This is a genomic window from Ruegeria profundi (assembly GCF_020171505.1).
GTDB lineage: Bacteria > Pseudomonadota > Alphaproteobacteria > Rhodobacterales > Rhodobacteraceae > Ruegeria > Ruegeria profundi.
The window spans coordinates 980,406-1,006,276 of the sequence record NZ_JAIUZS010000001.1; the positions used below are offsets into that span (position 1 = coordinate 980,406).

General features: G+C 58.3%; 26 protein-coding genes. 7 read left to right on the forward strand and 19 right to left on the reverse strand.

Annotation, left to right across the window (positions count from 1 at the left end):
* Positions 1 to 2: 2 nt before the first annotated feature.
* The 6 genes from LCM21_RS04735 to LCM21_RS04760 form a co-directional block, all read right to left on the reverse strand.
* On the reverse strand, positions 3 to 1,205 hold the full coding sequence (locus tag LCM21_RS04735) for a pyridoxal-phosphate-dependent aminotransferase family protein (protein WP_224889538.1): 1,203 nt from the start codon (positions 1,203 to 1,205) through the stop codon (positions 3 to 5).
* A 50-nt stretch (positions 1,206 to 1,255) separates the two neighbouring features.
* Positions 1,256 to 1,888: a bifunctional 4-hydroxy-2-oxoglutarate aldolase/2-dehydro-3-deoxy-phosphogluconate aldolase gene (locus tag LCM21_RS04740; RefSeq protein ID WP_224889539.1), complete on the reverse strand. Its 633-nt coding sequence runs from the start codon at positions 1,886 to 1,888 to the stop codon at positions 1,256 to 1,258.
* Between the two features lie 2 nt (positions 1,889 to 1,890).
* On the reverse strand, positions 1,891 to 3,696 hold the full coding sequence (gene edd, locus LCM21_RS04745; protein WP_224889540.1) for a phosphogluconate dehydratase: 1,806 nt from the start codon (positions 3,694 to 3,696) through the stop codon (positions 1,891 to 1,893).
* A 1-nt stretch (position 3,697) separates the two neighbouring features.
* Positions 3,698 to 5,143, reverse strand: coding sequence for a glucose-6-phosphate dehydrogenase (zwf, locus tag LCM21_RS04750; RefSeq protein WP_224889541.1), 1,446 nt, complete (start codon positions 5,141 to 5,143; stop codon positions 3,698 to 3,700).
* Between the two features lie 139 nt (positions 5,144 to 5,282).
* Positions 5,283 to 7,526, reverse strand: coding sequence for a phosphoenolpyruvate--protein phosphotransferase (gene ptsP / locus LCM21_RS04755; RefSeq protein ID WP_224889542.1), 2,244 nt, complete (start codon positions 7,524 to 7,526; stop codon positions 5,283 to 5,285).
* A gap of 46 nt (positions 7,527 to 7,572) precedes the next feature.
* On the reverse strand, positions 7,573 to 8,811 hold the full coding sequence (locus LCM21_RS04760) for an aspartate kinase (RefSeq protein WP_224889543.1): 1,239 nt from the start codon (positions 8,809 to 8,811) through the stop codon (positions 7,573 to 7,575).
* A gap of 162 nt (positions 8,812 to 8,973) precedes the next feature.
* On the opposite strand from LCM21_RS04760, the gene LCM21_RS04765 reads away from it, so the two are divergent.
* Positions 8,974 to 9,330: a hypothetical protein gene (locus tag LCM21_RS04765; RefSeq protein ID WP_224889544.1), complete on the forward strand. Its 357-nt coding sequence runs from the start codon at positions 8,974 to 8,976 to the stop codon at positions 9,328 to 9,330.
* Between the two features lie 171 nt (positions 9,331 to 9,501).
* Here the strand turns inward: LCM21_RS04765 and LCM21_RS04770 are convergent, their stop codons facing one another.
* The 4 genes from LCM21_RS04770 to LCM21_RS04785 form a co-directional block, all read right to left on the reverse strand.
* Complete coding sequence (locus tag LCM21_RS04770; protein WP_068337561.1) at positions 9,502 to 9,957, reverse strand: DUF1178 family protein; 456 nt, start codon at positions 9,955 to 9,957, stop codon at positions 9,502 to 9,504.
* Between the two features lie 71 nt (positions 9,958 to 10,028).
* Positions 10,029 to 10,493, reverse strand: coding sequence for an NUDIX hydrolase (locus LCM21_RS04775; RefSeq protein ID WP_224889545.1), 465 nt, complete (start codon positions 10,491 to 10,493; stop codon positions 10,029 to 10,031).
* A 119-nt stretch (positions 10,494 to 10,612) separates the two neighbouring features.
* Complete coding sequence (locus tag LCM21_RS04780) at positions 10,613 to 11,356, reverse strand: EcsC family protein (protein WP_224889546.1); 744 nt, start codon at positions 11,354 to 11,356, stop codon at positions 10,613 to 10,615.
* A gap of 53 nt (positions 11,357 to 11,409) precedes the next feature.
* Positions 11,410 to 11,904 carry a GNAT family N-acetyltransferase gene (locus tag LCM21_RS04785; RefSeq protein WP_224889547.1) on the reverse strand — a complete coding sequence of 165 codons (495 nt, stop codon included), beginning with the start codon at positions 11,902 to 11,904 and terminating at the stop codon, positions 11,410 to 11,412.
* Positions 11,905 to 11,976: 72 nt separating this feature from the next.
* Between LCM21_RS04785 and LCM21_RS04790 the strand changes: the two genes are divergently transcribed.
* Positions 11,977 to 12,582, forward strand: coding sequence for a flavin reductase family protein (locus LCM21_RS04790; protein WP_224889548.1), 606 nt, complete (start codon positions 11,977 to 11,979; stop codon positions 12,580 to 12,582).
* Complete coding sequence (locus tag LCM21_RS04795; protein WP_224889549.1) at positions 12,582 to 13,223, forward strand: CatB-related O-acetyltransferase; 642 nt, start codon at positions 12,582 to 12,584, stop codon at positions 13,221 to 13,223. The genes LCM21_RS04790 and LCM21_RS04795 overlap by 1 nt, the downstream gene beginning before the upstream one ends.
* A 28-nt stretch (positions 13,224 to 13,251) precedes the next feature.
* Here LCM21_RS04795 and LCM21_RS04800 read toward each other — a convergent pair whose 3' ends face one another.
* Positions 13,252 to 14,886, reverse strand: a complete 1,635-nt coding sequence (locus tag LCM21_RS04800; RefSeq protein ID WP_224889550.1) for a SulP family inorganic anion transporter — start codon at positions 14,884 to 14,886, stop codon at positions 13,252 to 13,254.
* Positions 14,887 to 15,091: 205 nt separating this feature from the next.
* On the opposite strand from LCM21_RS04800, the gene LCM21_RS04805 reads away from it, so the two are divergent.
* A complete protein-coding gene (locus LCM21_RS04805; protein WP_224889551.1) occupies positions 15,092 to 15,964 on the forward strand; it encodes an S-methyl-5'-thioadenosine phosphorylase in 873 nt (290 codons plus the stop codon).
* Positions 15,965 to 16,231: 267 nt separating this feature from the next.
* Positions 16,232 to 16,861 carry a LysE family translocator gene (locus tag LCM21_RS04810; RefSeq protein ID WP_224889552.1) on the forward strand — a complete coding sequence of 210 codons (630 nt, stop codon included), beginning with the start codon at positions 16,232 to 16,234 and terminating at the stop codon, positions 16,859 to 16,861.
* Positions 16,862 to 16,865: 4 nt separating this feature from the next.
* Here the strand turns inward: LCM21_RS04810 and LCM21_RS04815 are convergent, their stop codons facing one another.
* A complete protein-coding gene (locus LCM21_RS04815; RefSeq protein ID WP_169794856.1) occupies positions 16,866 to 17,039 on the reverse strand; it encodes a hypothetical protein in 174 nt (57 codons plus the stop codon).
* Between the two features lie 322 nt (positions 17,040 to 17,361).
* Here LCM21_RS04815 and LCM21_RS04820 point away from each other — a divergent pair, with 322 nt between their 5' ends.
* Entirely contained in the window at positions 17,362 to 17,901 is a 540-nt protein-coding gene (locus tag LCM21_RS04820; RefSeq protein WP_224889553.1) for an adenine phosphoribosyltransferase, read from the forward strand.
* Between the two features lie 170 nt (positions 17,902 to 18,071).
* Positions 18,072 to 18,551 carry a fasciclin domain-containing protein gene (locus LCM21_RS04825; protein ID WP_068337581.1) on the forward strand — a complete coding sequence of 160 codons (480 nt, stop codon included), beginning with the start codon at positions 18,072 to 18,074 and terminating at the stop codon, positions 18,549 to 18,551.
* A 36-nt stretch (positions 18,552 to 18,587) separates the two neighbouring features.
* On the opposite strand, the gene LCM21_RS04830 is transcribed toward LCM21_RS04825, so the two are convergent.
* From LCM21_RS04830 to LCM21_RS04860, 7 genes are all read right to left on the reverse strand, one after another.
* Positions 18,588 to 20,003, reverse strand: a complete 1,416-nt coding sequence (locus tag LCM21_RS04830; protein WP_224889554.1) for an FAD-binding oxidoreductase — start codon at positions 20,001 to 20,003, stop codon at positions 18,588 to 18,590.
* A 38-nt stretch (positions 20,004 to 20,041) separates the two neighbouring features.
* Entirely contained in the window at positions 20,042 to 20,860 is an 819-nt protein-coding gene (locus tag LCM21_RS04835) for an MBL fold metallo-hydrolase (protein ID WP_224889555.1), read from the reverse strand.
* A 107-nt stretch (positions 20,861 to 20,967) separates the two neighbouring features.
* Complete coding sequence (locus LCM21_RS04840) at positions 20,968 to 21,552, reverse strand: GNAT family N-acetyltransferase (RefSeq protein ID WP_224889724.1); 585 nt, start codon at positions 21,550 to 21,552, stop codon at positions 20,968 to 20,970.
* Positions 21,552 to 22,814 (reverse strand): M16 family metallopeptidase, encoded by a 1,263-nt coding sequence (locus LCM21_RS04845; RefSeq protein WP_224889556.1) that lies wholly within the window; start codon positions 22,812 to 22,814, stop codon positions 21,552 to 21,554. Before LCM21_RS04845 ends, LCM21_RS04840 begins: the two co-directional genes overlap by 1 nt.
* Positions 22,811 to 24,199, reverse strand: a complete 1,389-nt coding sequence (thrC, locus tag LCM21_RS04850; protein WP_224889557.1) for a threonine synthase — start codon at positions 24,197 to 24,199, stop codon at positions 22,811 to 22,813. The genes LCM21_RS04845 and thrC overlap by 4 nt, the downstream gene beginning before the upstream one ends.
* The gene (locus tag LCM21_RS04855) at positions 24,196 to 24,873 is read right to left on the reverse strand and encodes an SURF1 family protein (RefSeq protein WP_224889558.1); all 678 of its coding nucleotides are present in this window, start codon (positions 24,871 to 24,873) and stop codon (positions 24,196 to 24,198) included. The genes thrC and LCM21_RS04855 overlap by 4 nt, the downstream gene beginning before the upstream one ends.
* Before the next feature lie 166 nt (positions 24,874 to 25,039).
* Positions 25,040 to 25,855: a cytochrome c oxidase subunit 3 gene (locus LCM21_RS04860; protein WP_068337593.1), complete on the reverse strand. Its 816-nt coding sequence runs from the start codon at positions 25,853 to 25,855 to the stop codon at positions 25,040 to 25,042.
* Positions 25,856 to 25,871: the final 16 nt, after the last annotated feature.

The following is a 25,871-nucleotide window of genomic DNA, read 5'->3' on the forward strand; positions in this document are numbered from 1 at the left end:
GTCTAGCCTTGGATCTGGTCGGCAAGAACGGCGGCGGCGGCCTCTAACGCACCAGTACCGCGCGGAATGCCCAACGCGGCCATGGCGGTTTCCATACCACCAAGCATCGCCATCACCATTTGTGCGTTCACGTGGCCCATATGGCCCAGGCGGAAGCAACCATCCTGATCCTCCATCCCCAATCCTATTCCAAGGGTCAGGCCCAACTGGGTTTCGGTAAAGCGACGCAGCGGTGTTCCTCTCCCATCCGTCAGCCGCAATGCAGTCACAGCGTGGCTACGATGCGCACGATCTGCAACGTTCAGTTGCAGCGCGTCACCTTGCGCCCAGATTTCACATGCGGTCCAGATTGCCTTGGCAAGGCGCGCATGGCGGGCCCAAATAGCCTCGACCCCTTCAGCATGAATCAAATCGAGCGCCGCGCGCAGGCCATATAGGTGATGCGTCGGGGCTGTGCCGTTGAAATACTGGTAAAACATCTCGGGCGTGACGCGCGGCTGCCAGTCCCAGTATTGCGAAACACGGGGCATTTCCGCCCGTTTGGCCTGCGCTTTTTCATTGAAGAAGACAAAGCCAACACCTGCCGGGGTCATAAGGCCTTTCTGGGACGCCGTGACCATGACATCGACGCCCCACGCGTCCATTTCGAAGCGGTCGCACCCCAGAGAAGCGATACAGTCCGCCATCAGCAATGCCGGATGATTCAAATCGTCCAGCACCGCCCGCAATGCCGGGATATCGTTTCGGATTGAGCTGGACGTATCCACATGCACCGCCAGCACCGCCTTGATCTGATGGGTCGTGTCTGCGCGCAACGCCTCTGCAATGCGATCCAGATCCCACGTTGAGGACATTCCGAAATCAAGCAGCGAAACCTTGGCACCGATCCCTTCGGCCATTTCGGCCCAGCCGTGGGTGAACCGTCCGGACGCCGGTGCCAGCACCGTTTCACCCGGCGCGATAACGTTGGACAGCGCGGCCTCCCACGTGCCGTGACCGTTGGCAATGTAGATCGCGACGTGATGTTCGGTACGCGCCACGCGTTTCAGATCGCGCGTCAGATCGGGCATCATCTCGACCAACGCGCCGTCATAGATATTGGGCGACGGGCGGTGCATCGCCTGCAAAACCGCGTCAGGCATGACAGAAGGGCCGGGAATCGCCAGATATTCACGCCCCTGCGCGAGAGAGTTTTGCTGTGTCATGAGGTCAACCTGTCTGAATTGTGGCCACCCTATCGCAGCAAAATCCTGCGTCAATCCATCAACTTTGAAGCCTCACGTGCTAGTGTTTCGATCCCGGCCCAATCTCCGTTCACAACCATCTGCTTGGGTGCGACCCAGCTGCCGCCAGCACAGATGACATTTGAAAGCGACAGGTAGTCCCGTGCGTTTGCCGGTGATACGCCGCCGGTGGGGCAGAAAGTGATCTGCGGCAGCGGTGCGCCGATGGCTTTCAGGGCCGGTGAACCACCCGAGGCCTCGGCCGGGAAGAATTTCAGCATGTCATAGCCCTTTTCCAGCAGGCGCATTGCCTCGCTTGCCGTGGCCGCGCCGGGTAGAAGAGGCAGCCCCTCAGCTTCGCAGGCCGCAATCAGGGCATCCGTTGCACCGGGTGAAACTCCGAACTGCGCGCCCGCCTCTTTCGCGGCACGGACATCTTCGGGCGTGACCAGCGTGCCCGCACCCACAACGCCGCCAGGGACCTGCGCCATCGCGCGAATAGCATCCAAAGCCGCAGGTGTCCGTAACGTGACTTCGAGGGCGGGCAGACCACCAGCGACCAAGGCTTCGGCCAACGGACGGGCCTGCGCGGCATCATCGACAACCAGAACCGGAACGATTGGGGCAAGACCGCAGATTTCGCGGGTACGTTGAGTTTTGGACATCTTTAAGCTCCGAAAATGCTGGCACCGGTGTCGGCTGAACCGACGGTATTGCGGAAGGTAGCAAACAGATCGCGGCCAGTGCCATGTTGGTTGGCCGAAAGATCAGCCTTGGCTGGCACGCGGTCCAGAACGCCTTGGGTCAGGATTTCCAACTCACCCTTGACCGCATCAACGCGCAGCATGTCACCATCCTGCAGATAGGCGATCGCCCCACCGTCCAGCGCTTCGGGGCTGACATGGATCGCGGCAGGCACCTTGCCCGATGCTCCGGACATGCGGCCATCCGTCACCAGCGCAACCTTTTGCCCCCTGCCCTGAAGGATCGACAGGATCGGTGTCAGTGAGTGAAGTTCCGGCATGCCATTCGCCTTGGGTCCCTGAAAGCGGACGACAACAATGACGTCTCCGGTAAATTCCTTGGCCTTGAAGGCGGCCTTCACCTCTTCCTGATCGTGGAATACACGCACCGGCGCTTCGACCACCTGATGTTCGGGAGCAACGGCCGAGACCTTCATGACGCCGGTGCCCAGATTGCCAGTCAGGCGCGACAGGCCACCGGTGGGCTGGAACGGGTCTTTGGCCGAACGGACAATCTTTTCGTTCAGGCTGCGACCTGCGCCATCTTCCCAAACCAGTTCGCCGTTTTTTAGCTTAGGTTCTTTGGTATAGTTATGCAGCCCCTGCCCCGCCACGGTCAGCGTATCGGGGTGCAGAAGCCCGTTTTCCAGCAACGTACCGATGCTGTAGCCCAAGCCACCCGCCGCGTGGAAATGATTCACGTCTGCCAACCCATTGGGATAGACACGTGCAACCAAAGGCACGACGGCAGAGATATCGGAAAAATCTTGCCAATCCAGCACGATACCGCCAGCACGCGCCATCGCGATCAGGTGGATCAGCAGGTTCGTCGACCCACCCGTAGCCATCAGACCGACAATACCATTCACAAAGGCGCGTTCGTCCAGAATATAGCATACCGGCGTATAATGGTTCCCCAGCGCGCTGAGCGACAGGGCACGGCGGGCACCTTCCTCGGTCAGGGCGTCGCGTAACGGCGTATTGGGGTTGATGAAGCTTGAACCCGGCAGGTGCAGACCCATGAACTCCATCAGCATTTGGTTGGTGTTGGCAGTGCCATAAAAGGTGCAGGTGCCGGGGCCGTGATAGGCGGCCATTTCGGCGGCCATAAGTGCCTCGCGACCTACCTCTCCGGCGGCGAATTTCTGGCGCACCTTGGCTTTTTCGTCGTTGGGCAGACCACTGGTCATGGGTCCGGCAGGTAGGAACACGGCAGGTAAATGGCCGAACGCTTGCGCGCCAATCACCAAACCGGGTACGATCTTGTCGCACACCCCAAGAAATACGGCGGCGTCAAACGTGTTGTGGCTCAGCGCGACACCTGTCGCCAAGGCGATCACGTCGCGGGAAAACAGCGACAGTTCCATCCCAGCCTCGCCCTGTGTTACGCCGTCACACATAGCGGGAACGCCACCGGCAACCTGCGCAGTACCGCCCGCGGCGCGGATCGCCTGGCGGATCAACTCGGGGTAACGCTCGAACGGCTGGTGGGCCGAGAGCATATCATTATAGGCCGTTACAATGCCCAGATTGCCTGCGGTGCCAGTTGCCATGGCCTGTTGATCCGGCCCTGCACCTGCATAGGCGTGGGCCTGACCGCTGCAGGACAGATGAGCGCGCGCGGGGCCCTTCGACCGGGCCTGTTCCATGCGCTCCAGATACGGACCACGCAGATTGGCGCTGCGGTCGATGATCCGTTGGGTTACGTCGGTGATGACGGTGTGAGTCATATTAACCTCCGATTTGGCGCCAGCGGCGTCCATCGCGATGCAATAGCATCAGTGCTTCTTCGGGCCCTGAACTTCCCTGATCATATCGCGCCGGGCGGTCGCCACGTTCTTCCCAGCCCTGAATGATGGGATCGACCCAGGCCCAGGCGGCCTCGGCCTCGTCGCCCCGCATGAACAAGGTCTGGTCACCGCGAATGACGTCCATCACCAATCGCTCATACGCGTCCGGAGCGCGGGTGTCGGCGTCCAACGCATCGGCAAAGCTCATGTCCAAGGCCACATCGGACAAACGGAATCCGCCGGGACCGGGATCCTTGATGGTGGTGCGCAGGGTGATGCCTTCGTCGGGTTGCAGGCGGATCACCAGAACATTGCCGCGCAGCGGGCCTACGTTTGGGAAAATCGTGTGTGGCGGATCGCGGAAATACACGGCTATCTCGGATTCCCGTGCTCTCAGCCGTTTGCCGGTGCGCAAATAAAACGGAACCCCGGCCCAACGCCAGTTGCCCAGATGTACCTTGAGGGCAATAAAGCTTTCGGTCCGGCTGGACGGGTTTCCGACGTGATCAACATAGCCATCATCGCCATGTTCAGCGCGGTATTGACCCCGCGCGATATCTTTCGGTTCAACCGGTTCCAGCGCTTCGATCACCTTGACCTTTTCGTCGCGAACGGAGTTCGGTGCAAATTTGGAAGGCGGTTCCATCGCTGTAAGGCACAGAAGCTGAACAAGATGGTTCTGGATCATGTCGCGCATGGCCCCGGACTGATCGTAATACGCTCCACGCCCCTCAACCCCAACGGTTTCGGCCACGGTGATTTGAACATGATCGATGTGGTTGGAATTCCACAGCGGCTCGAAAAGAGAGTTGGCAAAGCGCAGCGCCATCAGGTTCTGCACCGTTTCTTTGCCAAGATAGTGGTCGATGCGATAGATCTGATGCTCTTTGAAACAGGCACGCAGACCCTCGTTCAAAGATTTTGCCGAGGCCAGATCGTGACCAAATGGCTTTTCGACCACGATGCGGCTGTCAGGCGTCGCCAGCCCGTTTTCATCCAACCGTTGCGCGATGTTCGAGAAAAGATTAGGCCCCACCGACAAGTAAAATGCCCGCACGACATCGGGCCGCAGAGATTTGGCAAGCTCGGACCAGCCCTTATCCCCCATGACATCCACTGAGACATACGAGACCCGTTTAAGAAAACGATCCAGCACATCCTTTTTGAATTGCGGCGCGAATTCCTTCATCGAGGCGCGGATCTGGTCGCGAAATGCATCACTGTCCATATCAGAGCGCGCCGTTCCGATGATGCAGGCATCTTCGGGCATCTGCCCCACTTCGAAACGATGATAAAGACCTGGCAGGATCTTGCGCTGCGCCAGATCGCCGGTTGCACCAAACAGCACCAGATCGAACGGGTTGACCGGAATAACGCGTGAGACCATCGATGGGCTCCTTCAATTCTCGCCTGCGTCACCATAGCACTACAATTGCCTGGTACTCGTGACATCGGATATGTTATCGCTAACATTTGTGGCTTGAATATGCAATGCAGATGCAGAAAGCAACCCCGGATTTGCGGAATCAGACCTGATCCCGCAGCCATTCCATGACAGAGGGGCGCACGGACTGCTCACCACGATGCCGCGCGTCCGCGATGATCTTGCGTAGCGCTTGTAGGTCTGCACGCAGCAGAACGCTTTTGACTGGCCCAATCGAAGCCGGGCGCATTGACAGCGTTCGGATTCCCATCGCGGCCAGACACAACGCCTCGACCGGGCGGCCGGCATCCTCACCGCAGAAGGACAGCGGTGTGTTCGAAATGCTGCATCGCTCGACAATCCGCTCAATGAAGGTCAGGAAACTGACATTCAGCGTGTCATAGCGGCGGCGCACCAGCTCATTCTCACGGTCAGCGGCAAAAAAGAACTGTTTCAGGTCATTCCCGCCGATCGAAACGAAATCGACCTCGTCAAAAAACTTCTGCGGCGCGAAGGCCAGCGACGGCGTCTCAAGCATCGCCCCGACCTCAAGCGTTTCGGGCAGGACATGACCCAGCCGTTTTTCACGCTCAATGGTTTTGTTGACCTCCCACCGGGCCTCGCGGAATTCATCGGCCTGCGCCACGAACGGGAACATGATCGACAGCGGGCGTCCGTTGGCAGCACGCAGCAGCGCCTGCAACTGCATCCGCATAACACCGCGCTTATCCAGACCAACTCGAATCGCGCGCCAGCCCAGCGCCGGGTTCGGTTCGGCCACATGCTTCATGTAGGGCAGAACCTTATCGGACCCGATATCCAGCGTGCGGAACACCACGCGCTTGTCACCTGCCGCGTCCAGAACCCGCTTATACTGCGCCACAAGCTCTGACCGTTTGGGCATCTTGCTGCGGATCAGGAATTGCAGTTCGGTTCGGAACAGCCCGACACCTTCGGCACCGGAATGTCCCAGAGACGGCAAATCGGCCATCAACCCGGCATTCATCAGCAGATTGATCCTTTCGCCGTCACGCGTCACCGTCGGCGTTTCGCGGATCGACGCGTAACGTTCCTGCGCCTTGGCCTGCATCGCAATCTTATCGCGGAAAGCGCCCACTACCGAATCTTCGGGGCGCAAATGCACCACGCCCTCATCCCCATCGACAAGAATGTGGTCGCCATTCAGCGCCTCGGTCGTAATGCGACCCACATGGACAACAAGCGGAATCGCCAGCGCCCGCGCCACGATTGTTGCATGGCTTCCGACCGAGCCTTCCTCTAGCACGATCCCCTTGAGAGACCGGCCATATTCCAGCAAATCGCCCGGACCTATATTTCGCGCAATAAGGATCGGGTCAGGTGGCAAATTGGCACTGTCGGTTTTTCCCTGTCCGGTCAGGATGCGCAGCAAACGGTTGCTGAGATCATCCAGATCCGCAAGACGGTCGCGCAGGTACGGGTCCGTAACCTGCCCCATTCGCGCGCGCGCCTGCGACTGTTCTTTTTCCACCGCAGCTTCGGCGCTGAGGCCAAGGGCGATATCCTCTTCCATGCGTCGCATCCAACCCTTGGAATTGGCGAACATCCTGTACGCTTCGAGCACCTTGAGCTGCTCGGAATCACCGCCCTGCGAAATTTCAAGCATCTTGTCGACACCAACGCGCAGCTCTTCGACCGCCTCGGACAGACGTTCGCGTTCTCGGTGGGGATCTTCGGCAATTGGGTTTGTGACGACGACGCGCGGCTCGTGCAGCCAGACATGACCTTCTGCCGATCCCTCTTGCGCCGGTCCGCCACGTAGCAACACGGATTGCTGGTGCAGGGGCGACAGGGCAGCACCTTCGCCGACAAAGGCACCTAGTTCGGCCATTTCGGCCAGAACCATGGCAACCACCTCCAGCGCATAGACCTCATCAGCGGTAAACTCCCGCGCCTCGCGCGATTGAACCACCAAAACACCCAGTTTCTGCCCAAGCCGCTGAATCGGTACGCCGAGGAAAGATGAATATTTCTCCTCACCCGTTTCCGGCATGAACCGAAACCCCTTGGCAGATGGGGCATCCGCGGTGTTCACGACTTTGCCGGATTTCGCGACCCGGCCCACGAGACCTTCGCCCAGACGCATGCGGGTTTTGTGCACCGCCGCTGGAGATAAACCTTCGGTGGCGCAAAGTTCCAGTGTTTCCTCGTCCCGGAACAGATAGATCGAGCAGACCTCGCGCCGCGTGCTGTCCGCGATCAGGTTTGTAATCCGGTCAAGACGTTCCTGACCGGCGGCCTCGCTCGCCATCTCTTCGCGCAACCGCCCAAGCAGCTTACGGGATTCTGTTTCGGTGCCGTCCACCATAGCCCAACCAAATTAGTGCGTCAGGCGAGATCCTTGGCTGAAATGCTCAGGCCGCCTTGTCCAATTCAAACGCATCATGCAGCGCCTGAACAGCAAGTTCCATGTATTTCCTGTCCACAAGCACGGAAATTTTTATCTCAGAGGTTGTAATGACCTTGATGTTGATCCCCTCATCCGAGAGTACCTTGAACATTTTAGCCGCCACACCGGATTGGGAGCGCATACCGATGCCCACAACCGAAACCTTGCAAACATCGGTATCGGCAACCAGTTCGGCATAGTTCAGCCCACCCGCATCCTTGATCGCCAGCAGCGCTTTTTCAGCACGGGCAACCTGATCGGTCGGGCACGAGAACGTCATATCCGTGCGTCCCTCGTCCGAAATGTTCTGAACGATCATGTCCACGTTCACGCCCTCATCACTCAGCGCCGTGAAAATGATCGAAGCGATACCCGGACGGTCCGCCACCGATACGACGGTCATCTTGGCCTCGTCGCGGGAATAGGCCACACCGGCCACAATATTGGATTCCATGATATCCTCCTCGTCAACGACCAGCGTACCGGCCTCATCGGACTGTTCCTCGAAACTCGAAAGAACGCGCAGTTTCACCTTGTACCGCATCGCCAGCTCGACCGAACGGGTTTGCAGCACCTTCGCCCCCAGTGAGGCAAGTTCGAGCATCTCTTCGAATGAAATCTTGTCCAGCTTGCGCGCTTTTTCGCAAATACGCGGGTCGGTGGTATAGACGCCATCCACATCCGTGTAGATATCGCAGCGCTCGGCCCCGAAGGCAGCAGCAAATGCCACGGCCGTGGTGTCCGACCCGCCCCGTCCCAGCGTTGTAATGCGGCCTTCGGGGCTGATGCCCTGAAACCCGGCGACAACTGCGACCTTCATACCCTCACTGAATTTCTGGTTCAGGTTCCGGGTCGGGATATCCTCGATCCGGGCCTGACTGTGGGCGCTTGTGGTCAACAGCGGCACCTGCCAACCTTGCCAACTGCGGGCGGGAACATCCATTTCCTGCAAGGTCAACGCCATAAGACCCGCGGTCACATTCTCGCCCGAGGACACCACGGCGTCGTATTCGCGCGCATCGAACAGCGGTGACGTCTCGTTTACCCAGCCCACCAACTCATTCGTCTTTCCAGACATGGCCGAGACGATGACGATCACGTCGTACCCTTTGGCCACCTCAACACCGATACGTTTGGCCGCGCGGCGGATGCGGTCAAGATTGGCAACCGATGTGCCACCGAATTTCATAACGAGTAGGGGCATGGGGGTGGTTTCTCCGCGCCTTGGAATTCAGATCCCGTGCGTCTTATGCGAGGGGGACCACAAGGGCAAGGGTTCAAAACTGCCCGGCAGGCCGTCTGCGTTCGCTTTACATCCGGTTGCATGGGTGTCAGCCTTGAGCCGTTATTGTCCACGAGGTATTCCATGCTCCGCTTTGTTATCGCCGCAGTTATCCTGTCGTCCTCTTCTGCGATTGCGCAGGAGTCCACCTTGGCCGCCACAGACGGCAAAAATGCTTTGGGAACTGTACCCTGCGCCTCGGGCGGGGCACCGTTGGCCAGTTGCCACGCTGAATTGCGCCACCACGACGATGGCACAACAACTCTGGCCGTAGCATTGGGGGCTGGCGAGGTGCGCAGCATCTATTTCAGCGATGGCGTGCCGACCTCCAGCAGTTCGCCTTCGAATCTCAGCCATGAAACACGCGGGGACATGACGGTGATCTTCATCGACCCCGACGAGGTGTACGAAGTACCAACGGCTGCTTTGAAACGCCAATAAGCGCGGTGGCGGCCATTTCGGATGCGGTGCAAATGATCAGACGCCGAAAGGGTAAATAAGAACCTTCGCCGCGCTAGCCGAGTATCCTGTCGGATCGATTGCCCTCAGATCCCAGTGCGCGCTCGTGTTCGGTCGTTTTAAGACCGGTGCCCTTAACCTTGAAAATGCTGATCAGTTGCTTTTGCGACTGGGAATAAATGGCAGCGGTGCCACGGGCACCCCATCTTCAATAAGAGCTTTCGCCTCTTCCGGCTTGGCCTCACCATAGATTGCGCGCTCGGGCGCGTCACCCAAGTGAATCTTGCGCGCTTCGTTCGCGAAGTCCTTGCCGACGTAGTCCGAGTTCTCTTCGACCTTACGGCGCAATTCGGCAATTACCTTTTCCACGTCCGGTGAAGGTGCGGCCATATCGATGGTGTTTGCCTCAGGCTTTTGCGCGGGCATCTGCGCCTCGGCCTTGCGGGCCGGGCGAACACGCGGCGTCATGATCGCCTTTTCAACCTTGTCACAACCGCACACGGCGCATGTCACCATGCCCGATGATGCCAGTTTGTCGTAAGCGGCCGCCGATTGAAACCAACTGTCAAAAGTGTGGCCATTGCTGCATTTCAACGCGTATTGAATCATGATCCGTCCAATTGTCGGTTGATAGATAGATACCTACGGTTAATGCAATATCAAGCCCCAGAAGAAGCACATCAGTGATGAACGCGTTCGACCCCGCGTAACAATCCTGCCAGTTCAGACGAATTGACCTGCAAGGCGGCTTTCCTGGGCGAAAACCATTTTCTTTGCCGTTGCTTGCACTCGGGAAAGCGCGCCGCAACAGATGTCGTAAACAATGGAAAAACGTCCACGACGCACATCACCTCACCCTTTTTCGGGTGACGTTTCTGGTAGAGGAACTGCCCTACCGCCTGAACGTCGCATTTTCCGCGTATCCCTGCCTCTTCCCAGGCTTCCTGCTGCGCAGTTTCAGAAGGCGTCAGGCCGTTGATCAGCCACCCTTTTGGTATAATCCAACGCCGCGACTTCCGAGTGGTGATCAGCAACACCTCGGGCCGCTCATGGATGATGCGATAGCAAAGCGCAGCAGATTGCTGGATAACCGGCAACTGCCGGGCCTTCCGCGAAACATGGGGGGCAAGCTTTGCATCGATCACGCTTTGCTGCCTTTCTACGGTACTCTTGCCTGTTTCCCGCGAATTATTCGCTTATTTAGCGAGGTTACGGAACCAATATACCATATAAGCATGCCCCGTTCCAACTGTTTGTCAGGGGCTTACATGCGTGCCGATAGTCTGCGCACTAATTCCTCATGCGGGATATCGGCATCTATCGCCAATCGGCGCAGCCCAAAATGGACGCGAGCGATCTGCTGGTAATAGCGTGTATAGACGTAGTTGGTGCCACCACCCGCTATCGCGCCCAACACGGGAACGGATTGCGCCGCGAGTTTCTGCCCCAGTACAACAGACAACCGTGGCGCAACAGCTGAAATCAACCGTTGCATGGCGGGTCCGGTCAGGGTCAGACGAACCGAAAAGAACCCAAGATCTGCGCCATCATCGTCAGACAGCGGTCCGGCAGCGGACAAAACCCCTACGCAATCGAATTTCACACCCTCTTCCGAGGGATCGAACCCCTCGCGCGCGGCTGCGCCTTGTATCGCGCGCAACAGCATCGCTGTGGTCGCTGGCAGTTCCATCAAAGCGGTGGACATACCACCCAGTCCGCCAGCAGCCCCCATCGCCGTGGTCAGCGCGGTGTTGACCCAGGGGTGTTGATCCGGCACCGCCCGGCGCGATGTTTCGGCGGCGTGCATCGCCAGCCACAGCGCGTGTTCTGTGGCACCGGTCAGGCCTTGCCTGATTGGCTCCGGCAATTGATCCAAAAGGGACTCGGCCGAACCGCCCAGGCTATTCAGCAGCTTGACGCCCGGCCCTCCGGCAGACCGGTAGTACCCGGCCAAACGTTCAAGTTCAGCCTCGGCATCCAGTTCTTCGACGAGCGCAACGTCCTGCATAGCGATCCTCCTGCCCGTGAGACATCGGGATTCACGGCTCGGGTTTCAATAGTTCAGCGGCTCCAACGGGTCACTGGGCCATGCACACCCTCCCAAACGCCGGGAGTCAGTTCCAATCCCAAAACGCGATCCGGATTTGTGGGCGGTGGCATCTCAACCCCGCTGAGGCGTGAGAACCCGAACCGCTTGTAATAAGGCGCGTCACCAACCAGCAGAACGCGGGTCCAACCCAGCGCGCGCCCAGCCCGTAGGCCTTCGTGGATCAGGTATCCGCCCAGCCCTTCGCCCTGATGAGTGGGGTGTACGGCAACCGGCCCCAACAGCAGCGCATCGTGATCCCCGACATGAACCGGCCAGAACCGGATCGCGCCGGCCAGAATGCCCTGCCCATCCCGCGCCACCAGGGACAAGCCGTCGACGGGTGGCACATCATCGCGCAGGCGGTACGACGACAGCGCTTCGCGCCCGGGCGCGAAACACAGGTCATAGAGCGCCTCGACCTCCCACCAATCGTCCGGCTCTTCCGGACGTATCCCCAACTGCTGCACCCCGACCTCTTTTACTTGCTGGCCTTCGCCCTAACACTTCGGTAGGCCTTGGGCAAACGCTTGGAGATGTGAATGTTCTACCGCCCCGAAGACGGCCACGGCCTGCCGCACAACCCGTTCAACGCCATCGTCACCCCACGCCCGATCGGCTGGATATCGACGCGCAGCCCGGACGGGGTCAACAATCTGGCCCCGTACTCGTTTTTCAACGCGGTCGCCTACACACCCCCACAGGTGATGTTCGCGTCGACAGGGGCCAAGCAGGATCAGGATGGCGGAAAAGACAGCGTCGCCAACATCGAAGCAACCGGCGTATTCTGCGTGAACGTGGTTGCCCATGCGCACCGCGATGCGATGAATGCCACCTCGGCGGCGCTGCCCAAACATAGCGATGAATTCGAACACGCGGGCCTGACGCCTATCGAATGCGAAACGATTCCCTGTGCCCGCGTCCAAGGTGCCCCGGCGGCGCTTGAATGCAAGCTGACCAAGATCGTCACCCTTCCCGGCGAAGCCAACCGAGTCGTGTTCGGCGAAGTCACAGGCGTGCATTTGCATGACGATCACCTGCGCGACGGTAAGTTTGACGTCACAACTTATAATCCGCTGGCTCGGATGGGATACCGGGATTACTCGGTTGTCACGGACGTGTTCAGCCTTGCGCGCCCGGACGACTGATGCCTCTGCCAGACCCTTGCCGCAGATATCCGATCACGCTTCCCGATGGGTCTGACCATGAGGGTACGGTGTTTTTGTCACAGGCCATCGACCATCCGCGGTTTCAGGCCGGTGCGTTCACCTATGCCTCGGACTTTGATGCACCCCAGGACTGGGCCTCGCGGTTGGCACCATATTTGTTCCCGTTTTCGCGGGAAAAACTTGTGCTGGGCAAGTTCTGCCAAATCGCGCACGGGGTACGCTTTATCACGGCATCGGCCAATCACGCGATGGACGGGCTGACATCCTTTCCGTTTCCGGTGTTTGAACCTGAGAATATGGCAGGATATCAGCCAGATACGCGCAACACGATTGTCGGAAACGACGTTTGGATCGGATATGGTGCATTGATCCTGCCGGGCGCAAGGATCGGGAATGGCGCAATAATCGGTGCAGGCGCCGTTGTTCGGGGCGACATTCCGCCATACGCTATGGTGACAGGCAATCCTGCAGAGGTTCGCCGCCTGCGCTTTGATGCCAACACCATACAAAGGTTGGAGGCCCTGCGCTGGTGGGATTGGCCCGCAGCGGCGATTGCACAAGCAGAGAGCGCACTGCTGTCCGGCCATATCGACGAGTTAGAAAGGCTTGCACCAAACTAAAAAGCGGCCGAATTGGCCGCTTTTTCGGTTAGTGCCCGCCCAGGATTCCGGTGCGAACAGAATAGTCCACGGCCAATTCATAGTCCGGGTCATCGTCACTATCGACCATCAGATGCCCTGCCTTATTCAGCAGTTTATGGCAATCCCGGCTGAGGTGGCGCAACATGACGCGCTTGCCGGCTTCTTCGTATTTGGCAGCGACATTTTCGATGGCTTGCAAAGCGGACTGGTCCACGACCCGGCTTTCTGCAAAGTCCACGATCACGGTTTCAGGGTCATTGGGCACGTCGAAAAGCTCAACAAACCCGTCGGATGAGCCAAAGAACAAAGGCCCCTGAATTTCGTAGACCTTTGCGCCTTTCTCGGTCTGGGAGCTGCGCGTAATCGCGTGAATGCGCTTGGCATTGTTCCACGCATAAGCAAGTGCCGATACGATCACGCCCACGACCACAGCAACTGCAAGGTCTTCCATGACCGTCACCACGGTGACCAGCACAATGACGAACGCATCCATCAACGGCACTTTGCGCATGATTTTGAACGAGTTCCACGCAAAGGTGCCGATCACGACCATGAACATTACCCCAACCAAGGCGGCCAGCGGGATCTGCTCAATCAGCGGCGACGCAAACAGGATAAAAATCAGCAGGAACAGCGCCGCCGCAATCCCGGCGATACGGGTGCGGCCACCGGATTTCACGTTGATCATCGACTGACCGATCATCGCGCACCCGCCCATGCCGCCAAAGAATCCGGTGGCAACATTGGCAACACCCTGCGCGATACATTCCTGCGAAGCCCCGCCACGCTTTCCGGTGATTTCACCCACAAGGTTGAGGGTCAGCAGAGATTCAATCAGGCCAATCGCGGCTAGGATGACGGCGTAGGGCAGAATGATCTCAAAAGTTTCCCAGTTCAGCGGCACCATCGGAATGTGGAACGGCGGCAGACCACCTTCGATCGAGGCCAGATCGCCCACACGCGGCACATCCAGACCAAAGCCGATCACCAGCGCAGCAACAACAAGAATCCCGGCCAAAGGGGCGGGAATGATACGGGTGAAGCGCGGCATGATCCAGATGACAGCCATGGTCAGCGCCACCAGCCCCAGCATGGTGTAAAGCTGCATTCCGGACAGCCATTCGCCGCCCCCAACGCCATGCCCGGTGTTTTCCATTGTTCCGGGGACTTTGAACTGGCCCATCTGCGCCAGAAAGATCACAATGGCCAACCCATTGACAAAGCCCAGCATCACCGGATGCGGTACCAGTCGGATAAAGCGCCCCCAATGCATCGCCCCTGCGATCAACTGAAGAATACCCATCAGCACAACGGTCGCGAACAGGTATTCAACCCCGTGCTCTGCCACCAGCGCCACCATCACCACGGCCAACGCTCCGGTCGCACCCGAAATCATGCCTGGGCGGCCCCCGATCAGGGCGGTGATCAACCCGACCATGAAGGCCGCGTAGAGACCAACAAGCGGGTGCACCCCGGCAACAAAGGCGAAGGCCACCGCTTCGGGCACCAGAGCCAGCGCAACGGTCAGGCCCGACAGCAGCTCAATCCGCAGCCGCGACACGGTCAGCCCTTCGTCCGGCACCCAACGAAAGTCGGGTTTGGCAATACGGTTGGCAAAACTGGCCAGCATGGCTCGGGGCATAGATCGGTCCTGTCGGTCTGTTGGGTGCGCGCGAAAGGGGTCTTTTAACGGCCAAGACACGGCTGCGATACCGCGTTTGGCGGGACCCTGCTATGCGTCAAATGCATACCGGGCGGACAATCAACACAAACCGTTGAACCCACTTGCCAAATCCCCTACCGCCCCGCAGACAGGTCCAACAAGATTTTTCAAGCGGAGCATAACCATGACGCAGACCAAGATCGCAATCATCGGTGGATCAGGCATTTATGACATCGACGGGTTAGAGAATGCGGACTGGGTCACAGTGGAAACGCCTTGGGGTGATCCTTCGGATCAGATCCTGACTGGTACGCTGGACGGTGTGGAAATGGTGTTCCTGCCGCGCCATGGCCGTGGCCACGTGCATTCGCCGACCGAAATCCCCTATCGCGCCAATATCGACGCATTGAAACGCCTGGGGGCAACGGATGTGATTTCCGTGTCCGCCTGTGGATCGTTCCGCGAACAGATGGCACCGGGTGATTTCGTGATAGTGGATCAGTTTATCGACCGGACATTTGCGCGCGAGAAAAGCTTTTTCGGCACCGGTTGCGTTGCGCATGTCAGCGTTGCACATCCGACCTGCCCGCGCCTGTCCGATGCGTGTGAAACAGCGGGCAAGGCCGCGGGGATCACAATCCATCGCGGTGGCACGTACCTGGCGATGGAAGGGCCGCAATTCTCATCACTGGCGGAATCCAAAATGTACCGGGAACAATGGGGGTGCGACGTTATCGGTATGACCAATATGCCCGAAGCCAAACTGGCCCGCGAGGCCGAGCTTTGTTTTGCCTCAATCGCCATGGTCACAGACTATGACAGTTGGCACCCCGATCATGGTGAGGTTGACGTAACCTCGATCATTGCGACCCTGACCGGCAACGCCGAAAAAGGCCGGGCGCTGGTCGAAGGTCTGCCTAAGCTTTTGGGGCAAGACCGCGCGCCCTGCCCCCATGGTTGCGACCGGGCACTTGAATACGCGATCCTCACAGCACCCGAAAAACGCGATCCTGCGTTGCTAGCCAAGCTTGACGCCGTCGCAGGGCGGGTTCTTTGACGCGGTTATCGGTCCAGAAATCCCTGCACTTCTCCATGTGTGCAACTAAACCGTGCTAACTGACTTTTCCGCCGCACCACGTAGTAATGCGCCGGAACTGTCTGATCGCGTGGGATGTGAAACAACGCCCCGAGACGCGCAAGATCTGGGCAACAGCCAAAGCCGCGCTCTGGAGTTCCCGCATCTGATCAGCTCAGTTCGCAAGAATTGCTTGACCTGCGCGCGCAGCCGGGGCTTGGTAAGCGCCTGAGCTATACAGGAAATCAAATGTCTCTTGACCTCTGGCTGGCCTTTATGGCCGCATCCACCGCCTTGTTGTTGATACCGGGACCGACCGTTCTGCTGGTGCTCAGCTATGCCTTGTCCAAGGGGCGCAGTGTTGCGGTGGCGTCGGCCACGGGGGTCGCGCTGGGGGATCTTGTGGCTATGACCGCCTCGTTGCTGGGATTGGGAGCATTGGTTCTGGCATCGGCCACCCTGTTTTCGGTGCTGAAATGGGTGGGCGCGGCCTATTTGGTTTGGCTTGGCATCAAACTGCTGCGCAGCGCACCCTCAAGCGGTTTAAGGACACTAGAGACAGGGCAGGATGTGACTGCACAAAGTGTATTTGGACACGCTGCAGCCGTGACTGCGCTGAACCCCAAATCCATCGCGTTCTTCATCGCATTCGTACCGCAATTTCTGCGCCCGGCGGAGCCTCTGGGTGCGCAATTCGCCATCCTGATCGCGTCTTTTGTTGCTCTGGCATGGTTGAATGCGCTGGCTTACGCTTTGCTCGCTGACAAGCTGCGCAAAATGATCGGGCGCGCCGGCGTCATTTCCGCACTCACCCGGTTCGGAGGGCTGACCTTGATCGGAATGGGTATCGCCACCGCAGTTTTGCGACGCCCGGCGTAAGGTCTTACTCCTCGGCGTTTTCCTTCATGAAGCTGCGGATAAACCGCCGGATTTCCCGCGCGGCCGACGTGTCCAGCTCTTTGCACAGTTCAACAAACGCGTCGCGCTCATCTTTGTCCAGACGCAAGACCAACTGACTGTTTTTCTTGGTAGACCCCTTGCCGTCTTTCTTTCCCACGTGCCTTTTCCCCGCCGAACACTTGAATCAAATGCCGATGCAATGTATATACACAGCATAGAAATTGTAGATATCGAGCAACTAACAACAAAAATAGGATTATGGCAATGAACCTTCATGCTGCTCAGGCATTTCTTTTGCGAGATCAACGCAATTGGCGTAAACCGCATCTTTCGTGGCTCCCTGCCGCGTTGTATCGCTATCACGGATTGCCAAAGGCTTCTCCGCAACGCCGCAAGTAAAGCGGCACGAAACTCCGCTTGCATGACCGACCCCGATAGGCCAAACACGCCCGCGTGTTTTGACGTCAAAGGGGTTGGCCATGTCCAGAAGCAAGTCGGTCAAGGACTACATCCGTACCATCGTCGATTTCCCGCACGAAGGGATCATGTTCCGGGATGTCACAACCCTGTTCGCCGACCCGCGCGGATTTCGCATGGCGATTGACCAGATGCTGCACCCCTACGCTGGTGAGCAGATCGACAAAGTTGTCGGCCTTGAGGCGCGCGGCTTCATTCTGGGCGGGGCCATTGCGCACCAGTTGAGCGTCGGCTTCGTTCCCATCCGCAAAAAGGGCAAGCTGCCGGGAACCACGATCAGTCAAGACTACAAGCTGGAATATGGCGAGGCCATTGTTGAAATCCACGATGACGCCATTCAGCCAGGCGAGAAAATCCTTGTAGTCGACGATTTGTTGGCAACAGGGGGCACCGCGGCAGCCGGCATCAAGCTGATCGAAAGACTGGGTGGTGAGATCGTATCCTGCGCGTTCATCATAGACCTGCCAGAGCTGGGGGGGCGCAAAGTGCTCGAAGAAATGGGTATGGACGTGCATATCCTGTGTGAATTCGAAGGTCTTTGACGGTCGAATATTCACAAAAACGTGAATGGAAATTCCACACGGCGCAGGCTTAGCGCGGCCGTAGCTTTCGTCAATATGTAATTATCCTAATATTCAGTGATCTTATTTCAACATCGGGACGTAGAAGGTTCGATGCCACTTTTGGCATTCCAAAAAGGGAACCTGTTATCATGTTTCGCAAACTCGCAATTGCCGGCGTGGCCGGCGCACTGATCGCAACTACCGCATTCGCAGGTGGCAAGAAAGACATAGTTGACACCGCAGTTGGCGCGGGCAGCTTTGAAACGCTCGTTGCCGCCGTTCAAGCTGCTGAGCTGGTCGATACCCTCAAGGGCGAAGGCCCGTTCACCGTTTTCGCGCCTACCGACGAAGCCTTTGCAGCGCTGCCTGAAGGCACAGTTGAATCGCTGTTGATGCCCGAAAACAAAGATCAGCTGATCGCTGTTCTGACCTACCACGTCGTGCCGGGCAAAGTCATGTCCACCGACCTGTCCGATGACATGACCGCAGCTACCGTCCAAGGTGGCAATGTCACGATTGATCTGGATAACGGTGTAATGGTCAACGATGCATCGGTCGTACAGGCCGATATCGAGACCTCGAACGGCGTGATCCACGTGATCGACAAGGTAATCTTGCCAGAGTCGTAAAATCTTTGGTGCGGCTCGTGCTTTGCCGGGCCGCGCTTAAGACCTCAAAACCGCGCCCGGATTCATTATCCCCAACGGATCCAGCGCGGTTTTGATGGCGCGCATCGCGGACATTCTTGCCGGATCGCCGTATCTCTCAAGGTCGGCAGCTTTTAAACGGCCGACACCATGCTCTGCGCTGACTGACCCCCCAAACGCATTGACCAGATCGTGCACGCTGCGCTTTATCTCTTGTCTTTGGCTATCGAATTCTGACCGATCATGGCCCTTGGGCGGGAAAACATTGTAGTGCAGATTGCCATCGCCAACATGCCCAAAACAATTGACCCGGAACGGACCCAACGCGGTCACCATCTCATTCGCACGTTCGATGAACTTCGGTATCAACGAAATCGGCACTGAGATATCATGACTGGAGACTGACCCGATCAATCGGTTTGCCTCAGGGATGCGTTCACGAACGGCCCACAGATCAGCGCGTTGAGCCTCACTCTGCGCAATGACCGCATCGCCAACAAGCTCTGCTTTCTCTGCCGCAACATAGAGTTTTTCCAACGCGTCCATGGGCGCCTGCCCCGCAAACAACCCCAGTTCGATCAATACGCACCACTCGGGCTGCGTGGCGAAAGGTTGGCGTACATCCGGCAGCGCCTCGGTCAGGAATTGCAAACCCTGCCTGTGGATCAATTCAAACGTGCTGACAGCATCGCCAAGTTGTTCATGCGCCAACGCAAGCAGCGCGATTGCCGCTTCGGGTGAGCGGACCTTTATCATCGCTGTCCCCACATTTTCAGGCCGTGGAAACAGCTTGAGAGAGGCCGCCGTGATGATCCCAAGCGTGCCTTCTGCCCCGATCAAAAGGTTACGCAGATCATAGCCGGTGTTGTCCTTGCGCAAACGGCTTAGCCCATGCCAAATCTCACCGCTCGGCAGAACTGCTTCCAACCCCAAACAAAGATCTCGCGCATTGCCGTAGCGCAGCACATTCACCCCGCCGGCATTGGTCGCAAGGTTCCCGCCAATCCGGCATGAGCCTTGCGCAGCCAGCGCCAGAGGGAACAATCGGTTGACCTGTTCTGCTGCGGCCTGCACATCGGCCAGAATAGCACCGGCTTCGACGATCAAAATGTTCTCAGACGGGTAGACGGCGCGGATCGCTGTCATGCGCTCCAGCGATATCACCAGAGGTGCAGGGCCATCTGACATCACCTGCCCGCCAACAAGGCCAGTTCCACCACCATAAGGCACCACCGCTACCTGCGCACGTGACGCCAACCGGACCAGCGCGGCCACTTCGTCGACCGTTCGCGGCAAAGCCAAAACAGCCGCTTGACCGGAAAAACGGCGGCGCGGCTCTTCCAGATAACGTTCAGTCACGGGGCGTAGAATGTCGTCGCCCAACTCGGCTCGGATCAGCTGGGCAAAGCTCTCATCAGCAGGATTCAGTGTCATGACCTTTCCTTGCCCAAGTCGGATCGCCCCGGCAAGCCCTATTCCAGGTCAATCAGATAGCGCGGCTCTAGAACAACTACCGTAGGCCGGTCTGGAAGCGTGCGCAGAGAAACGATGATCTCTGAGCCTCCGCTGCGTTCGACGGGGAAGTCATTTCGGATATCGACCAGAAACCGGTCGAGCGAAAACTGCGAGAACCAGTGCATCGGAATGATGACAGAGCTTTTCAGCCGCTTGAGCACCGAGATCATGTCTGGCAGGGGCATGGTTGTCCCTCCGTCCACCGCCGCCATTACAACGTCCAAGCGGCCAAGGGCTGCGAATTGTTCATCGGTCGGAACATGGTGCAGGTGCCCCAAATGACCAATGCACATTCCCTCAATCTCGAACACAAAGATCGAATTGCCGCGCTCTTCCACCCCGCCATAGGGCGACCGGATATCGGTTGAGACATTGCGCACAAGCATTTCACCCAAATCAAGGTGATGCTCGACCCCCTGCCCGAATTCGCCCCAGCCCGGCAACACATGTGGAATGGCCGGATCGGGATTGGCAGTCCAATGGGTGCTGTGGGCATGGTTCATCGTGACCACATCCGGGATCATGTCAGCACTGCCGATAAAGCCGGTAAAATCGGTGACCGCGTTCAGCCCACCCTGCGTCTGGATCAGAAACGAGGCATGGGCAATGTAGCTGATCCGGACTGAGAAATCCGGGATTGGATCGGTCCACGCCGCCTTGTGGATATACTCGACGCCGGGCGCGGCATCGGCGATAGCGATACAATGGCTTGGCCGCCGCTCCTGTGCTGCGGCACCGCCCGAAATCACCAAAAGTACCGCTAGAAACCAACGCATGACAGGAGTGTAGCGCAGAACATCACTAAGTCATGTGTATTGTGCAGACGAAAGCGCACCTTGCGCCCAAAAGAGTTCAGCATCGCGGAAAGATCCGCTAAACCGGCTTACCCCGCGTCCGTCTTACCGCGCCGGTCTGACCGCAGGCATGCGTATAGAACATGTGTCCGCCACCGGCCATTGATCTGTAAATAAGACTGCGCAACGCCTTCGTATTTAAAGCTCGACCGTTCCAGCAGGCCCCGAGACGGTTTGTTTTCGGGCAGGCAGGCGGCCTCGATCCGGCTCAGGTCTAGACGAGTGAACGCGTGATGCACAACCGCACCAATGGCCTCGCGCATATAACCATTGCGGGCGTAGGCCTCGCCGGTCCAATAGCCCAGTGTACCGGCCTGCGCCGGACCACGGCGGATATTATCCAGGGTGATGGCTCCTACCAGCACGTCGTCCTCGCGGCGGAACAAAAACAAAGGTATCGCAGTGCCGCTGGCCACTGACCTTTGCGCCCAGTAAACACGGTTGGTAAAGGACTTACGGCTAAGATGGTCCTTGGCCCAGACAGGCTCCCACGGGGTCAGAAACTCTTTCGAGGCGCGTCGAAGCGCCGCCCACTCATTGAAATCGGAATGGACCGGCGGACGCAAGCTTAGGCGTGCGGTTTCGATTTTCAGCTTGCGTCTGCCCAGAAGCATCACGCCGCGCGCCTCTCCTGCAGTTTTTCCAGAGTAGGCGCGCCCGAGACCGGACCGTACAGGGCCAACGCTGCCGGAGCCTGAACGGCCATTGCCTGCGCAAAGTTGCGCACGTCTTCGGTGCTGACGGCGTCGATCTTGGCAACGGTGTCCTCAAGTGTCGGCACTCGCCCCCAGATCTGCACCAGCCGCGCCAGACGTTCGGCCCGGTTGGATGGGCTTTCAAGCCCCATCAACATCCCTGCCTTCATCTGCGCGCGGGCGCGTGCAACCTCTTCAGCGCTCATGTCATCGGCTGCGCGCTTCATTTCATCTATGGTGATTGTGGCCAGTTCTTCGACCTGCTCGGCCGACGTGCCCGCATAGATGGTCGTCGTGCCAGTATCGGCATAAGCACCGGTTTGTGCAAAGATCGTATAGCACAGCCCGCGCGTTTCACGCACCTCTTGGAATAGACGCGAGGACATCCCGCCACCCAGGGCCGTGGAATAAATCTGCGCGGTATAAATCGCGTCATCCCGATATCCCGGGCTTTCGAAGGCAAGTGCGAAATGGGCTTGTTCCAGCTCTTTCTCTTGCCGGGCTTCACCGCCGGTAAACCGGGCTGCTTCGGGGATCAGGCCCTTACGCGGCTGCAGATGGCCAAACATCTCTTCGGCCAGTTTCATGAGGTCATCGTGATCCACGGCACCAGCCGCCGACAGGATCATCTGCTCGGGCCCATAATGTTCGGCCACAAAAGCTGAAAGGTCCTCGCGCGAGAACGCACTGACCCGTTCAGATGGGCCAAGGATCGTGCGGCCCAATGGCTGATCGTGATAGCTCTGCTCTTGCAGCCAGTCAAAGATCACATCGTCTGGCGTATCATAGGCCTGACCAATCTCCTGCAGGATCACGCCGCGCTCAACCTCAATCTCGCGCGGGTCAAAGATCGGGTTCAGAACGATGTCCCCAATGACATCCATGGCCAGCGCAACATCGTCCTTCAATACCCGCGCGTAATAGGCCGTAACCTCACGCGACGTGTAGGCATTGATATACCCGCCGACATCCTCGATTGCCTCGGCGATCTGCAGCGACGTCCGGCGCGCTGTGCCCTTGAAGGCCATGTGCTCTAAGAAATGCGCGATGCCGTTCTGTTCGATCCGCTCATGCCGCCCACCGGCGGTCACCCATATGCCGATGGCCGCTGATTGCAGCCCCGGCATGTGTTCACTGACGATACGAAACCCGTTTTTTAGTTGGTCTTGTCTGACAGTCACTCGGCGATATGCCCTTTGATATGATCCTCAATGGTGCCCAGATCATTGGCGATGCGGGTCACCCGTTCCGGACGTTCATACAGATCAGACATGCGAGAGGGAAGAGGCGGATGCACACCGCTCGCCTTCTCGACCGCGGCGGGGAACTTGGCGGGATGCGCCGTGGCCAGCGTGATCATGGGTGTATCGGCGGCACGCTGGTCTTCGGCTACCTTGATCCCAACTGCCGTATGCGGGCACACAAGCTCGGCGCTATGGGCCAGCGTATGCTTGATCGTTTCCAGCGTTTCATCCTCAGATACGCGGCCCGAGTCGAAATTCTCGCGCAGGGATTCCATCGCGCCCTGGCTGACAGTGAAACCGCCAGTTTCCAGTTCATCCATCAACTGCGCCACGGCGCGGCCATCCTCGCCATAGGCATAGTAAAGCGCGCGCTCAAAGTTCGAGCTGACTTGAATATCCATCGACGGGCTTATTGACGGGATGGTGTTGCCCTTGAAATACCCCTGCCCCGACAAGCAGCGATGCAGAATGTCATTCTGGTTGGTGGCCACGACAAGACGGTCTATGGGCAGGCCCATACGCTTGGCAATGTAGCCTGCAAAGATGTCACCAAAGTTTCCGGTCGGCACGGTAAAGCTGACCTTGCGGTGCGGCGCACCAAGGGCAACGGCGGACGAGAAGTAATAGACCACCTGCGCCAGCACGCGAGCGAAGTTGATCGAGTTCACGCCCGCCAGTTTCACACCATCGCGGAAGTCGAAATCGTTGAACATATCCTTCACGGCGGCTTGGCAATCGTCGAAATCACCATCCACGGCCAACGCGTGCACGTTGCTGTCCGCTGGCGTCGTCATCTGACGGCGCTGCACTTCAGAGACACGGCCATGCGGGAACAGGATGAACACATCCACCGCGTCCAGTCCCCGGAATGCCTCAATCGCGGCTGACCCGGTATCGCCGCTGGTGGCACCCACGATCGTGACGCGCTCGCCGCGCCGCTTGAGGGCCACCTGAAACAGTTGGCCGATCAGTTGCATCGCAAAGTCTTTGAAGGCCAGAGTGGGGCCATGGAACAGTTCGAGCAAGAAGTGGTTTTCGTTCAACTGCTTCAAGGGCGCGCGGGCATCGTGACCAAAGCCTTCGTAGGCGCGCGCAATGATCGCCTTGAACTCATCTTCGCCGAAAGACCCGCTGACATAGGGCCACATGACGCGAAAAGCGACCTCTTCATACGGCAGACCTGCCATAGCGGCGATGTCACCCTTGCTCATCACCGGGATCTCGGCGGGCAGATACAGGCCACCGTCGCGGGCAAGCCCGGTCAGCATCGCCTCTTCAAATGTCAGTTCTGGCGCTTGGCCACGGGTCGAGATGTATTTCATTGCGCTTCACTCTTTGAAGGGGCGCGGCTGCGCCACAGGAAGTAAACGGTCATCGCGGCCCAGACCAGAGCAAGGCCAAACCAGGTCACTGCATATTGCAGATGGTCATTCGGTATACCTGCGGTATCAACAGGCAGCGGGGTAATACCCGGATCGGTCCGGGACCGCGCGATCAGCAGCACCGGCTCTGCGCCCAACGCGTTGGCCAATGCGGGAACATCGCGGGCGAACCAGATATTGTCGTCAAGATCGGCCTCAGGTGTGTAGCCGTCAATCTCGTCGGGCCAGTGCAGGTTACCAACCACATCCATCTCACCGAGTTCGCGGTTTGCAGCCTTCGCAGTTGTCGGAATGAATCCCCGATCGATCAGAATGGTGCGATTATCCGTCAGGAAAGGTGCAATAATGCGATATCCGGGCCCGACCTGCTTAACCGAGACCAGCACATGCACCTCGCCCGGTAGCATCTGCCCCGAAACAGCGACGGGCAAATAGCGGTCGTTTTCGGCATCCGGGGCAACGGGCAAAGGCACCGGATCACCTGCGATGCGCGCGTCGATATCTTTCAGCAGCCCCTCTTTCCACGCCAACCGCTGCACTTGCCACACACCCAGCGACAGCAAAATTGCCAGACCGGCAATTCCAAAGATCAATAGGAAAAGGATACGACGCATGATAGGGCTCGGGCTTGGTTGCAGGTGGGCACTAGAACCGGCGCCTTGTTAAGGTCAGCGAAGGCGCAATTGCAACCTTGCAATTGTATGGGGCGCAATCTTGCATCCCTTATAGCGAAAAAGCCGCCCCCTGGGCGGCTTTTACAATTTGGTAGCCTGACCGGCGTTACATCAGCGGCGCCTGGCCCCAGATGTAGACGGCAAAGAACAGGAACAGCCAGACGACGTCAACGAAGTGCCAGTACCAAGCGGCGGCTTCGAAACCAACGTGTTTTTCAGGAGTAAAATCGCCGCGCAGCGCCCGTATCAGGCAGACGGTCAGGAAGATCGTCCCGATGATGACGTGGGCGCCATGGAACCCCGTTGCCATAAAGAAGTTCGAATAGAACTGATCGCCACCAAACACCCAACCTTCGTGCGCCAGCAACTCGTAATACTCGTACGCTTGCAAGAAGGTAAACAGCAGGCCCAGTACGATGCCGATAGCCAAACCATTCACCAACGCCTTCCGGTCATTGTCATGTATCAGCGCGTGGTGCGCCCAGGTGATTGCACAGCCCGAAAGCAGAAGCACGAGCGTGTTGATCAGCGGCAGGTGGAACGGGTCAACGGCATGGATATCCGGCTGGATGTATTCGGTACCGGCATAGTCATACATCGGGTACATGCGATGCTTGAAGAAGGACCAGAACCAGGCAAAGAAGAACATCACCTCGGACATCACGAACAGGATGAACCCGTAGCGCAGACCGATACGGACAACCGGTGTGTGATCCCCAGCGCGGCTTTCTGCCACCACATCCGACCACCATGCAAACATGCAGTAGAGCACAGCAACAAACCCGCCCCAGAACAGGAACGAGGTATTTCCGTGCATCCACAGGACGGCACCGAACAGCATCGCGAAGGCTGCGACCGCGCTCAACAGGGGCCAGACCGACGGGGCCAGAATGTGGTAATCATGGTTTTTTGCGTGTGCCATCAGCGTCCCTCACCTA